The sequence below is a fragment of the Lysobacter sp. A289 genome (assembly GCF_054072675.1).
In genome coordinates this window covers 1-13288 of sequence record NZ_JBSVRN010000002.1, presented here as the reverse complement: position 1 = coordinate 13288, position 13288 = coordinate 1, and the positions used below count along the sequence as shown (strand labels likewise).

At 64.2% G+C, this 13288-nt stretch carries 9 protein-coding genes; 5 read left to right on the top strand and 4 right to left on the bottom strand.

Translation table 11 applies throughout. From position 1 onward, the window contains the following. The first annotated feature begins 219 nt into the window (after positions 1-219). The gene (gene putA, locus ACW5DN_RS12140) at positions 220-3447 is read left to right on the top strand and encodes a bifunctional proline dehydrogenase/L-glutamate gamma-semialdehyde dehydrogenase PutA (protein WP_456963076.1); all 3228 of its coding nucleotides are present in this window, start codon (positions 220-222) and stop codon (positions 3445-3447) included. A gap of 119 nt (positions 3448-3566) precedes the next feature. On the opposite strand, the gene ACW5DN_RS12135 is transcribed toward putA, so the two are convergent. Next, positions 3567-4916 carry an OmpP1/FadL family transporter gene (locus tag ACW5DN_RS12135; protein ID WP_456963075.1) on the bottom strand — a complete coding sequence of 450 codons (1350 nt, stop codon included), beginning with the start codon at positions 4914-4916 and terminating at the stop codon, positions 3567-3569. 227 nt (positions 4917-5143) lie between these two features. On the opposite strand from ACW5DN_RS12135, the gene ACW5DN_RS12130 reads away from it, so the two are divergent. Continuing rightward, positions 5144-5836 (top strand): rhomboid family intramembrane serine protease, encoded by a 693-nt coding sequence (locus tag ACW5DN_RS12130; protein WP_456963074.1) that lies wholly within the window; start codon positions 5144-5146, stop codon positions 5834-5836. 24 nt (positions 5837-5860) lie between these two features. Here the strand turns inward: ACW5DN_RS12130 and ACW5DN_RS12125 are convergent, their stop codons facing one another. The 3 genes from ACW5DN_RS12125 to gpmI all read right to left on the bottom strand — a co-directional run bounded on the left by ACW5DN_RS12125 (position 5861) and on the right by gpmI (position 10157). Further along, entirely contained in the window at positions 5861-7279 is a 1419-nt protein-coding gene (locus ACW5DN_RS12125; protein ID WP_456963073.1) for a S41 family peptidase, read from the bottom strand. An 89-nt stretch (positions 7280-7368) separates the two neighbouring features. Then, on the bottom strand, positions 7369-8604 hold the full coding sequence (locus ACW5DN_RS12120) for a murein hydrolase activator EnvC family protein (RefSeq protein ID WP_456963072.1): 1236 nt from the start codon (positions 8602-8604) through the stop codon (positions 7369-7371). Then, positions 8604-10157, bottom strand: a complete 1554-nt coding sequence (gene gpmI, locus ACW5DN_RS12115) for a 2,3-bisphosphoglycerate-independent phosphoglycerate mutase (RefSeq protein ID WP_456963071.1) — start codon at positions 10155-10157, stop codon at positions 8604-8606. Before gpmI ends, ACW5DN_RS12120 begins: the two co-directional genes overlap by 1 nt. Positions 10158-10302: 145 nt before the next feature. On the opposite strand from gpmI, the gene ACW5DN_RS12110 reads away from it, so the two are divergent. From ACW5DN_RS12110 to ACW5DN_RS12100, 3 genes are all read left to right on the top strand, one after another. Next, positions 10303-10959 carry a hypothetical protein gene (locus ACW5DN_RS12110; RefSeq protein WP_456963403.1) on the top strand — a complete coding sequence of 219 codons (657 nt, stop codon included), beginning with the start codon at positions 10303-10305 and terminating at the stop codon, positions 10957-10959. 120 nt (positions 10960-11079) lie between these two features. Beyond that, on the top strand, positions 11080-12819 hold the full coding sequence (locus ACW5DN_RS12105) for a M28 family metallopeptidase (protein ID WP_456963070.1): 1740 nt from the start codon (positions 11080-11082) through the stop codon (positions 12817-12819). A gap of 49 nt (positions 12820-12868) precedes the next feature. Next, positions 12869-13267, top strand: a complete 399-nt coding sequence (locus ACW5DN_RS12100) for an MAPEG family protein (RefSeq protein WP_456963069.1) — start codon at positions 12869-12871, stop codon at positions 13265-13267. Positions 13268-13288: the final 21 nt, after the last annotated feature.

Below are 13288 nucleotides of genomic sequence, written 5' to 3'. Positions count from 1 at the left end.
TGCCGAAACGACCCGCGACGGAATGATTGACGGGCCCACCGGGACCCATCCCGCCAGTGACTACGTTACCGAAAGCCTTCAAAGGGTATCCGCCAGGACGATTTGCAGCAAGCGAATCACGCCCATGGTGACTTCGACCATGACTTAAGTTATCCAGCGCGCGCGCGTGTTTAACCATAGACTATCGGGCCCTCCCCCCCACCGCCGCTTGCGGACCCGATGACCAACAAATCCCCCTCCCTGGACGCTTCGCTGCCGTTGCGCACCCTGATCAGTCCTGAATTACCGGTCATGCCTGGCAGCGCGCGTGCAGCGATCACTGCCGGTTGGCGGCGTGACGAGACCGCCCACGTGACTGCGCTGGCCGAGCGGGCCCGTTTGCCGGATACCGCCCGCGCCACAACCCAGACACTGGCCACCGACCTGGTGCAGCGGGTACGCGCGCGGGCCCATGAGCAAGGCGTGGTCGAGGCCTTCATGCGCCAGTACGACCTGGGCAGCGAGGAAGGGGTGTTGCTGATGTGTGTCGCCGAGGCACTGTTGCGGATTCCCGACCAGCTCACCACCGACAAGCTGATCCGCGACAAGCTGGGTGAAGCCGACTGGAAGCGCCACATGGGCCAGTCCCATTCGATGCTGGTCAACGCCTCGACCTGGGGCCTGATGCTGACCGGCAAACTGGTCGAGCTGGCCGATGACACCAAGCGCGACGCTCACAATGCCTTCAAACGGCTGGTGGGACGCATTGGCGAGCCGGTGATCCGGCTGGCCGTGCGCCAGGCGATGGAAATCATGGGCCACCAGTTCGTCATGGGCCGGACCATGGCTGAGGCACTGGCCCGCGCCCGCAAGGGCGTCAACAGCAGCTATCGCTATAGCTATGACATGCTCGGCGAGGCCGCGTTGACCGATGCCGATGCACTGCGCTATCTCGACGCCTACCGTCAGGGCATCCAGACGATCGGCAGCAGCGCCGATTACCGCAGCGACGACATCTTTGCCACCCCCAGCATCTCGGTAAAGCTCTCCGCACTGCATCCGCGCTACGAGCACCCCAAACGTGCACGGGTGCTGGCCGAATTGACCCCGCGGGTGCTGGAGCTGGCACAGCTCGCCAAGCATCACGGCATCGGCTTGACGGTGGATGCCGAGGAAGCCGATCGACTGGAGCTGTCACTGGACGTGTTCGCCGGCGTCTACCGCGATCCGTCCCTTGACGGATGGGACGGCTGCGGGTTGGCGATCCAGGCGTATCAGAAGCGTGCACCGGAGGCCATTGAATTCATCGTCGATCTCGCCCGCCAGGTGGGTCGCCGGATCCCGGTACGTCTGGTCAAGGGCGCGTATTGGGACACCGAGATCAAGCGCGCCCAGGTCGATGGCTACCCCGGATTCCCGGTATTCACCCGCAAGCCCAACACCGACGTGTCGTACCTGGCTTGCGCGCGCCAGATGCTGCAAGCCACCGACGCGATCTATCCGATGTTCGCCACCCACAACGCGCAGACCATTGCCGCGGTCCATACCATGGCGGGCCTGGACGGGCGCCGGGTCGATTTCGAGTTCCAGAAGCTCCATGGCATGGGCGATGACCTGTATGCCGAGGTGATCCCGGCGGATCGCCTGGATGTTCCGTGCCGCGTGTATGCGCCGGTCGGCAGCCACGAAGACCTGCTGCCCTACCTGGTCCGGCGCTTGCTGGAAAATGGCGCGAACTCCAGCTTCGTCAACAGCATCACCGACGAGAGCGTCCCCATCGACAAACTCGTCCGCGACCCGCTGGACACCGTGGCCGGGTTTGACACCATTTCGCACCCCAACATTCCGCTGCCGGTCGACCTGTTCCGGAGCCACGCAGCCTCAATGAAATATTGCAACAGGAGCAACTCCATGGGTGTCAACCTTGCCAACGACGACCAGTTGCGGACGCTGGCCGAACAGGTCAACGCCGCGGTGCGCAATGACTGGTACGCAGAACCGTTGGTACCCGGCGCGACGCTGACCGGCGAGCGCGTGCCGGTGACCAATCCGGCCGACCTGCGCGAGGTCGTCGGCCAGTGGCTTCCGGCCGACGCCGCCGTGGTCGAGCAGGCACTGCAGAATGCCGTCGCTGCGCACCCGAGGTGGGATGCGACCCCGGCGGCCGATCGCGCCACGATCCTGGAGCATGCCGCCGACCTGCTTGAGTCGCGCATGGCCCAGTTCATCGCGATGTGCACCAAGGACGCCGGCAAGACCATTGCCGATGGCGTCGGCGAGGTCCGCGAGGCGGTCGACTTTCTGCGCTACTACGCCACCCAGGCGCGCACGATGTTCACCCCGGAGCCGCTGCCCGGCCCCACCGGAGAGACCAACGTGCTGCACCACGGTGGCCGCGGCGTGTTCGTCTGCATCAGCCCGTGGAACTTCCCGCTGGCGATCTACATCGGCCAGGTCGCCGCTGCCCTGGCCACCGGCAACAGCGTGCTGGCCAAGCCGGCCGAGCAGACCAACCTGGTTGGCTACTACGCGACCCGGCTGATGCACGAAGCCGGCGTGCCCGAAGATGTGCTGCAATTCCTTCCCGGCGACGGCATCACCGTCGGCGCCGCGCTGACCAGTGATCCACGCGTGGCGGGTGTTGCTTTCACCGGCTCCAACGAGACCGCCGCGGCGATCAACCGCGCCCTGGCGGGACGTGAAGGCGCGCTCGGCGTGCTGATCGCCGAGACCGGCGGCCAGAACGCGTTGATCGCCGACTCCTCCGCCTTGCCCGAGCAACTGATCAAAGACGCGCTGTCGTCGGCCTTTACTTCCGCCGGGCAACGCTGCTCCGCCGCGCGCGTGCTGTTCGTCCAGGACGATATCGCCGATACGGTGGTCACCATGCTGGCCGGTGCCATGGCCGAGTTGAAGGTGGGCGATCCCGGCCTGCTGTCGACTGACGTGGGCCCGGTAATCGACAAGGACGCGTTGAAGATGCTGGAAGACCATGCCGAGCGCATGGACCGCGAGGCGACACCGATCGCAACCGGCGACATGGGGCCTGAGACCGCCCACGGCACCTTCTTCGCCCCCCGCGCCTATGCGCTGGATTCGCTGGATCAGCTGAAGCAGGAGATCTTCGGCCCGGTGCTGCACGTGATCCGCTGGAAGGCGGACCAGCTCGATGCGGTCATCGCCGCCATCAACGCGACTGGCTACGGGCTGACCCTGGGCATTCACTCGCGTATCGATGCCACGGTGGAGAGGATTTCCAGCCGTATCAAGGTCGGTAACTGCTACGTCAACCGCAACCAGATCGGTGCGGTGGTCGGGGTGCAGCCGTTCGGCGGCCATGGCCTGTCCGGCACCGGCCCCAAGGCCGGCGGTCCACAATACCTGCCGCGCTTTACCACCGAGAAGACGATCACCATCAATACCACCGCGTCCGGCGGCAATGCGTCACTGTTGACCCTGGGCGAATAAGCCTGGCGAAACAACGTGGCCCGGCACGTGGGCGACGTCTGCAACCGCTGTATTGACGTCTCCGCAGCAACAAAAAACCCCGCCGAAGCGGGGTTTTTTGTTGGTTCAGTATCGATCGATCAGAAGCGGTACTGGGCCGAGATGCCGTACAGGTTGGCACCGCCGTCAAACTCGCCAAACAGGCGCTGGCCACCCTCCGCCGGCGGAGTGATCAGGCCGATCTGCGGAGTGTCGGGCTCGATCCGCGCGTAAGCGAAGTTTATGTCAAGCGCATCGCTGACCTGCCAGGTCGCACCCAGCGTGTACCACTTGCGATCTTCGTCCGGCAAACGCGGGGTACGGGTCGCATAGGTGGTTGGGGTCTCGTCGATCGCATACCCGGCGCGCAGCGTCCAGGCCGGATTCAACTTGAACTCGCCGCCAAGCGACATGAAACGGGTGGTGTCCCAATCGAACGCTTCAACCGAATCCGGATCCGGGCCGTCAAAGTCGACACGGACTTCGTGCAACGACTCCCAACCGGTTTCCGCGTAGGTCACCATCGCCTTGGCGCGATCGGTGAAGTCATAGGCTACCGATACCGTGGTGGTTCCCGGAGTGGTCAACTTGGCGCTTACACCGCCGTCCTGGAACAGCGCCGCGCGACCTACCGCGTCGAACGTGGCGCGGGCGTTGGCAGGCAGCGTCCAGTCCACGTCGCCACGCAGCTCGTAGTCGATCTCGGAGCGGTGTGAAAGGCCGATGGAGAGCTTGTCGGTCGGACGAAGATTGAAGCCCAGCACCCAACCCATGCCGGTGTCATCACCTTGCACGTCGGCAAAGCCATCGGCTCCCTGCGGACGTGCGAACGGCAACGGCACGCCGGCGCCATACAGGATGGTGCCGAAATCCACCGACTTGGACAGGGTCACGTCCGCACTGGAATAGATCAGGCCGGCACCGACCGACAGGCGATCAGGGATCAGGTCGATCGCGGCGGAAACCGTCAAGTCGACGATCTGCACGTCCGAGGTGTGGGCGTAGTAGCGGCCTACCCAGTTGTCGTCATATTCGGTCTTCAGGCCAAACGGTGCATTGACCATCGCGCCCAGCGCCAGGCCATTGTCGAACTTGTGGACCAGCGACATCGACGGGATCGGGGTCACGCCACCGGCGTTGCCTCCGTTACCCCCGGTCAATGGCTGGCCAGCCAGATCGTAACCACCGCCCTTGAACTCGTAGCTCAGGTCGATGACGCTGACATCCGCTTGCACCGTGGTGCCTTCAAAGCTCGTCATCAATGCCGGGTTGTTGACCACCACCGAAGTGTCACCCTCGTTCGAAGCCGTGCCCGAGTAGGCCGCGCCCATGGCCTTGACACTGTTTTCCTTGAGCTGAAAGCCCGACGCGTCGGCCTGGCCCAGCGCGAACACGCCAGCGATACCCAAGGCCAGCGCCGACAGGCGTGTGATGCGGTGTACGTGGTGCATACGTGTAATCTCCAATGACGTTATTTTTTCGGCGCGTCTGGAGCGCCGGTTTCGCCGGTCGCCGACGCATGCCGGGGCGCCGCCATACGGCACCGTCTGCACTATAGCGTGCCGATTAACCCCATGCTAACAAATGAGCATTGACCGCCCACAACCCCAGTTAAACATGAGGTTTCGCTTGTCTGACCAGCCTGATCGCGCTGCAACGCACACGTCGGGACACTGACATGTTCGTTGCGATTCCATCACGCCAGAAGGCACCATTGCGCTGGGCCACCCCGTTGCTGTTTGCGGCCTTGTGGGGCAGCTTTACCTGGCTGACATTGTTGCCCGCGCCGGAACAACACCGCCTGCTGACGGAGTGGGGAGCACTGTCGGGTGGCCTGACCACCTCGATCGCCTGGGCGCAATCGCTGCCGGATGGCAGTCTGGTACGTTTGATCAGCGCGTTGTTCCTGCATGCCGACTGGGTTCACCTGCTGGGAAACCTGGTGTTCCTGCTGATCTTCGGGCTTCCGGCCGAGCGCGCCATGGGCCCATGGCGATTCATGCTGTTGTTCCTGCTCGGCGGTGCCGTCGCCAATCTCGCGGCGGTGCTGTCGATTGCCACCCCTGACCGGCTGATCATCGGGGCCAGCGGCGCGGTGTCCGCGCTGATCGGCGCCTACCTGGCCTTGTTCCCCGGTGCCAGGCTCGGCCTGGTGGTGCCGCTGGGCGTTTTCCTGCAGTTTGTGAAGGTCCCCGCCGCACTATTGATCGGGATCTGGGCGTTGTTGCAGGTGGTATTCACCTTCATTGGTCCCGCATTCGGCGCGGTGGCATGGTCCGCGCATTTGGCAGGTTTCGCCTTCGGCGGGGCATTTGCGCTGCTTGCACGCGCCGGCATCGCCCGGCGACTGCGCCGCCGAAGCGGCTTCTGATGATCCCGGCAAGCGTGCGGGAGATCAGTGGGCGCTGACCGACGTCGCCTCGGACGGGATCGCTGCCAGCCGCTTCAACTCCACCAGTCCGGCAGAGATCGGGGCCTCGCCATCGAGCACTTCACCGGCATGGGCGCCGGGCTGATCGCCCTCGCCCTCCAAGTGCCCGGGCAGGCTGGCCTCGGTGTAGCGGGTCGCACGCGCATCATCGTCCTGCTTGTCAGCATGCAGGACGACATCGGGAACGATACCCAGCGCCTGGATCGATTTGCCACTGGGCGTGTAGTAACGCGCCGTGGTGAGCTTGACCGAGTCGCCGTTGTCCAGCGGCAGCAGCGTCTGCACCGAGCCCTTGCCGAAGGTCCGGCTGCCGACCACCCGCGCCCGATGATTATCCGCCAGCGCACCGGCCAGCACTTCGGATGCGCTGGCCGATCCGGCATCCACCAGGATCACCACCGGAGCGCCTTGCATGAGGTCGCCGGGAGTGGCGCTGAACACCGCGTCGCTGATCGGGATCCGCCCTCGCGTGCTTACGATCTCGCCGTCATCCAGCAACGCGTCGGCAATCTGCACCGCGGCGGTCAGCAAGCCACCCGGATTGCTGCGCAAGTCCAGCACCAGCCCTTTCAGTTGGCCGCCTGACTGCTGGTTGAGCTGCTCAAGCTGACCCTCGAAATCCCCGGCAGTATCGGCCTGGAATGCACTCACGCGGATGTAGCCATAGCCCGGCTCAAGCATCCGGCTGCGGACGCTGGCGATGACGATGGTCTGGCGCTCAACGTTGATTTTCAACGGCTCGTCCTCGCCATCGCGCACCACCGTCAACTCGACCTTGGTACCCGGCTTGCCGCGCAACGAGCTGGCTTCCGCATCCGCGCTGGCCCTGAGCGGCACGCCATCCACGGCGACAATCAGATCCCCGGCCTTGACCCCCGCCCGCGCCGCCGGCGTGTCGTCGATGGGGGCGATGACCCGCAAGGTGCCATCGGGCTGTGGGAATATTTCCACCCCGATGCCATCGTAGTTGCCACGTGATTGCTCATCGAAATTGTCCGCCGCATCGCCTTTCAGATAGGCGCTGTGCGGGTCCAGATCAAGCAGTAAGCCCTGGATCGCGGACTGCATCAGGTCATGGTCATCGACCGGCTCTACATAGGCGGCCTTGACGGCTTTGTACACCGCGACATAGCGGCGAATTTCGTCCAGCGGAATCTTCGACTCAGCAGCGGCATCGTCGCCGGCACGCGTGTCGTCCGAAGTGGCCGGCGCTGCCGGTGCTTCCTCGTCGACCGGGTCGGGTGGCAGCTCCACCGGTGGCTGGGCCGCGGGCGTTGGTTCCGCGGGGGTAGTCTGATCCTGCGCGATAACCGCTGCGGACGGTAGCGCCAATGCAACGGCAAGGGCGGCAGCAAGGACACTCGGGAGGTAACGCAAATGCATTGGGCGAACTCCAGGAACGATGGCTCCGGTGGCAACAATAAGCCCCATCGCCGGAATTTCGGGTAAAGCGATGCCGTCGGCAGGCTCGCTCAGCGCTTCAGCCAGGTAGATGGATTGACCGGATCCCCGTTACGGCGCAATTCGAAATACAGCGCCGGCCTGCCGTGCCCACCCGAGGTGCCGACGGTCGCGACCGGATCGCCACGACTGACGGTGTCGCCGGCATCGTGGAGTACGGCGTCATTGTGTGCGTACAGGCTCATGTAGCCATTGCCGTGGTCGATAATCAGGATCAGGCCGAAGCCGCTCATCCATTCGGCGTACACCACGGTGCCGGCGGCCACTGCACTTACCGCGGTGCCCGCGCTGGCGCCGATCAACAAGCCCTGGCTTTCACGGCCGTCAGGCAACTTGGCTCCATAACCGGCAATCAAGTTGCCAGCCAGAGGCCAGCCAACGCCGCCCACCTGGGGGCCTCCGGCGACGGGGGTTGGGGTTGGGGTTGCAGTGCGTGGCGCGGGCTGACCGGTGTGCTTCGCCGCTTCGCGCGCTTCGCGTTCGGCCTTGGCCACTGCGGCGCGTCGGGCCGCCTCGGCACGTTCGGCGGCGGCCCGCAGCTTCTTCAGTACCTGCTCCAGCCCCTGGGCATCACGCCCCAGTGCTTTCTCGCGACTGCGCTTGTCCTGGAAACGCTGGTCAAGCTCGGCCACCAGTGTCTTGCGCGCGCTGCGATCCTTTTCCAGTTGCGCCAGTTGGCTGCGTTGGCGTTGCCTGGTCGCATCCAGCTCGGCACGGCGGGCGACGATCTCCCGCTCCAGTGCATCCACCTGCGCCAACTCACCCGACAGCGACTGGATCCGGGCAGCGCGGTCGCTCTGCAGGTAACGGTGGTAGGTCAACAGCCGGTTGGCATCAGCCACCCGATCCTGAGCCAGCAGCAGTTTCAACGGTGCCGCATCCCCTTGCGCATAGGCCGCACGTATCAAACGGGCGAGTTCCTCGCGCCGGGTGTCCAGGTTCTCGTTCAGGGCGTCCCGCTGGGCCTGTACCTCGTCCAGCTTGGCCTGGCTCGCAACCAGGTCGCGCTCGGTCTGGCGCAACTGGCGGCTGGACGCAGAGACCTGCTCGTCGGCCTGGCGCAGCTCACGGGTCGCCGCGCCGCGCTTGGATTCGATCTGGCGGCGCTCGCTCGCGACCGATTTGAGCTCCTTCTTGATCGTCTGGAGCTTGCGCTCGGTGTCACTGCTGCTTTGGGCGAACGTCGGCCCAGCCATCAGGCATGCGACGGCAAAAACAACCCAGACGCTTGCGCGCGTGACTGGCATCAGCCGGACTGCCCGTCCAGCAGCAGGCTGCGGCCCGTCATCTCCCCCGGCTTGGGCAATCCCAGCAGGTCCAGCAGGGTCGGGGCGACATCGCGCAACGAGCCGCCGTCGCGCAACGAAGCCGGTCGTGGGCCGGCGTAGACCAGTGGCACCGGCCCCACCGTATGTGCGGTGTGCGGTTGCCCGGTCACCGGATCACGCATCATCTCCACGTTCCCATGATCGGCGGTGACCACGATCGCACCACCGGCCTGCCGTACCGCGGCCAGGATCTCACCAATCGCAACGTCCACCGCTTCGACGGCTTTCACCGCCGCGACCAGATTGCCGCTATGTCCGACCATGTCCGGGTTGGCGATGTTGCAGATCGCGACATCGATATCGCCGGAGCGCAGCGCGGCGGTGAGGCCCTCGGTCACCTGCGGGCAACTCATCTCTGGTTGCAGGTCATACGTCGCGACTTTCGGGCTGGGCACCAGGATCCGCGTCTCGCCGGCGTAGGAATCTTCGCGACCACCACTGAAGAAGAACGTCACGTGGGCGTACTTTTCCGTCTCGGCGATACGCAGCTGTCGCAAGCCGCTATCGGACAAGATCTCACCCAGGGTATGGCGCAGGTCATCCGGGGGGAACGCCACCTCGGTGGGCAGCCTGGCGTCGTACTCGGTCAGGCACACGAAATCCGACAATGCGGGACGGCGCGTATCGAAGCCGGTGAATGCCGGGGAGACGAACGCGGCCGCCAGCTGACGGGCACGGTCGGCACGGAAATTCATGAACACCACGGCATCGCCATCGACCATTGGCAGCGACTCGCCAATCACGGTCGGCCGGACAAATTCATCGTCCTCACCACGGCCGTAAGCCGCGTCCAACGCGGCCACTGCATCCCCGGCGCGTTGGTCGGCGCGCCCTTCGATCATCGCGTCCCATGCCTGGTGCAAACGGTCCCAACGCTGGTCCCGATCCATCGCGTAGTAGCGGCCCGTGACACTGGCGATACGAGCGTTGCCTGCCGACGCGCACGCCGATTGCAACGCTTCCAGGCTAGGTCGGGCCGAACGCGGCGGCATGTCGCGCCCATCCAGGAACGCGTGGACGGCCACTTTTTCCACCCCTTCGCGTCGCACCAGTTCAAGCATCGCGAAGATGTGCCGTTCGTGGCTATGCACGCCACCCGGCGACAGCAACCCGAGCAGGTGCAAGGTGGAGTGGTTACGCTTTGCCGCGGCACAGGCGGCGCGCAGCTGCGGGTTGCCGAAGAAGCTTTCGTCATCGATCGCCGCATCGATCCGGGTCAGGCTCTGGTACACGATGCGGCCGGCGCCCAGGTTCATGTGGCCCACCTCGGAATTTCCCATCTGCCCGTCCGGCAAACCGACGTGGCGACCCTCGGTATGGATCAACGTATGCGGACAGCTCGCGAGCAGCGCTTTCCAGTTGGGCAGATTTGCTTGCGCGATTGCATTATCAGCGGGCTCCTCACGATGGCCCCACCCATCCAGGATCAGCAACACGACGGGCCGGACGGCTGGCGCTTGGAGGATCGGCATGACGTTTATCTCGCTGACTCAGATGGGGTGGATTGTAGCGAAACGCCGTGCCAAGCTTCGTGCCGCAAGTGAACCGACACTCTATTTCCCCTTTTATACCGGGACTCAAGCCATGACCCGCAACCCAATCGCCCTCGCGCTGTCGATGACAATCTCGCTCGCCCTGCTCGCCCCGGCCACGGCATTCGCCGACCAAGGCGACATGAGCAAGGTCAACGGCACGCTGCAGGTTCAACAAGGTGCGCGCGCCGGCGACCTGGACACGGTCAACGGGCAGATCAGCATCGGCGCCAAGGCAAGCACCGGCGAGGCGGCGACCGTCAATGGCAGCATCGATGTGGGTGATGGTGCGCAGGTCGGAGGCCTGTCGACGGTCAATGGCGATATCCGCACCGGCACGAACGTGCAGGTCGGCGAATCCGTGAACACGGTCAACGGTGAGGTTTTCCTGGGCCGGGGCAGCAGCGTCCAGGGGGACGTCGGCACCGTCAACGGCGCAGTGGGTCTGGTCGATACCGATGTTTCCGGCGACATCGATATGGTCGGCGGCGACCTGACCGTCGGCGCGGGCTCGCACGTGCATGGTGGGATCCATTACCAGAAGCCAAACGTCGGCTGGTTCAGCTTCCGCAGCAATCGCAAACCAAGGATCGTGGTGGGCCCGAACGCCCAGGTTGGCGGTTCGCTGGTGTTTGAACGTGAAGTCACGTTGTTGATCCACGACAGCGCCCGCATCGGACCGGTCACCGGCGCCACCGCGACAAGCTACTCGGGAACCAGTGCACCACCGCGCGAGGATTAACCCCGGGTATAGATACCGCGCAACGGCGCGGCGAGGTCGATACCCACTGCGGGCAGGCGGGTGGGGCACGCTTCTGGTACACGCGCTAGTATCGATGATACTGCCGCTTCTGGATGACCCATGTCCCGCATTCCCCTGTTGCCCGCCACTTCGCTGGTAGCCGCTGCCCTCGTGTTGGCTGCCTGCAATCCGTCCAATGATCCGGCAGATTCGCCGTCGCAGCCGGCAGCCACCGCTGCCAGCGACGCGAGCACATACACGTCCGACGCCAGCATCAATGCGGCCGATTTTGCCGAACGGGTCCGCATCCTGGCCTCCGATGAATTCGCCGGTCGAGCGCCAGGCAGCCCCGGTGGCGAGAAGACCGTCAACTACCTCGAGACCGAATTCCAACGACTCGGACTGCAGCCGGGCAACGGCGACAGCTACTTCCAGACTGTACCGATGGTGGAGACCACCGCCGACGAGTCAACCGTGATCCATCTGGATATCGACGGTGAATCGCGTGACCTTCAGTTCGGCAGCGACATGGTCATCGGAACCCGTAGCGGCCAGACCGAGGTCGACATCAAGGACAGCGAGCTGGTGTTCGTCGGTTACGGTGTGAATGCGCCCGAACTGGGTTGGAACGATTACGCCGGAGTCGACGTCAAGGGCAAAACGGTGGTGATGTTCGTGAACGACCCGGGCTTCCATGCCAATGATCCGGAGTTGTTCGAAGGCAAGCGGATGACCTATTACGGTCGCTGGACCTACAAGTATGAAGAAGCGGCGCGCCAGGGTGCTGTGGCCGCATTGATCATTCACGATACCCGCGGCGCCTCGTATGGCTGGGACGTGGTCAAGAACTCCTGGTCGGGTCCCCAGTTCGATCTTGCTCCTGCGGACGATCCCGAACCGCGCTTGCCGGCACAAGGCTGGATTACCGGCGAAGTCGCCCGCGAAGTGCTGGGCGAGCTGGGCCATGGCCTGGACGATCTGTACCGTGCGGCGAACAAGACTGGCTTCAAGGCGATACCGCTGGATGCCTCGCTATCGCTTGACCTGGACAGCACCATCCGCGAAAAATCGTCACGCAATGTGATCGCGCTGTTGCCCGGTGCGACCCGTCCCGACGAAGCGGTGGTTTATATGGCGCATTGGGATCATCTGGGTGACCACGGCGGCGAAGGCCACCACGACAGTGGCGCCGATAAAGACACGATCTACAACGGTGCGGTCGACAACGCCAGCGGCGTAGCCGGCATCCTGGGCATCGCGGAGAAGTTCGCCGCCCAGGAGCCCGCACCGGATCGCTCGCTGTTGTTCCTCGCGGTGACATTGGAGGAGTCCGGGTTGCTCGGCTCCAAGTATTACGTCGCTCATCCGAGTATTCCGCTGGACAAGACGGTTGCGGTCATCAATCTGGATGCGATGCCGATCTCCGGCCCTTCGCGCGACATGACCGTCGTCGGCTTCGGCAGCTCCGAGCTGGAGGATGTACTTGCCAGCGTCACCGACAAGCAGGGCCGTGTACTGCATGCCGAGGCCACTCCAGAGGACGGCTTCTACTTCCGCTCCGACCATTTCAACTTCGCCAAGGCCGGAGTGCCCGCGCTGTATGCCAAGGGCGGCACCGACCTGATCGACGGCGGCGTGGAAGCCGGGCAAAAGAGCGAGCTGGATTACCGTGATCGGCGTTACCACCAGCCGGCCGATGAGTACGACCCCTCGTGGAACCTCGACGGCGTGATACAGGATTTGAAAGCACTATATGGCGTCGGTGAGCAGCTGGCCAATAGTGACCAGTGGCCTGAGTGGTACCAAGGCAACGCATTCCGTAGCGCCCGCGAAAACATGATGACGCCAACGGTCGAGTAGCTATTGCCCTTTGGAAGAATCTCCAGTATTCCCCAAAAGGAGTGCATAGATGACTCTGACAACTGCATATTGGTGCGTGTTGGTGGCGGCCGTGCTGCCGTATGTTTGGACCATGGTCGCCAAAGGCAGCGGCGATGGATTCGATAACCGGGATCCGCGGGGCTGGCTGGCCAGGCAAGACAACCCACGATCGGTCCGCGCCAACGCCGCCCAGCTCAATGCATTTGAGGCCTTCCCGCCGTTCGCGATCGCTGTAGTGCTGGCCCAGCTTGCGGCGGTGTCACACGAACACATCGCGTTGCTCGCGATCGCTTTCGTCATCGCACGTGTCCTGCACGGCGCATTTTATATAGCCAACCTGGACAAGCTGCGCAGTCTGGTCTGGGCTGTGGGGCTTCTTTGCGTGATCGCCTTGCTGGCGCAAGCGGCGTTGGGCATCGGCAGCTAAATCCGCAAAAGAAGAAGGCCG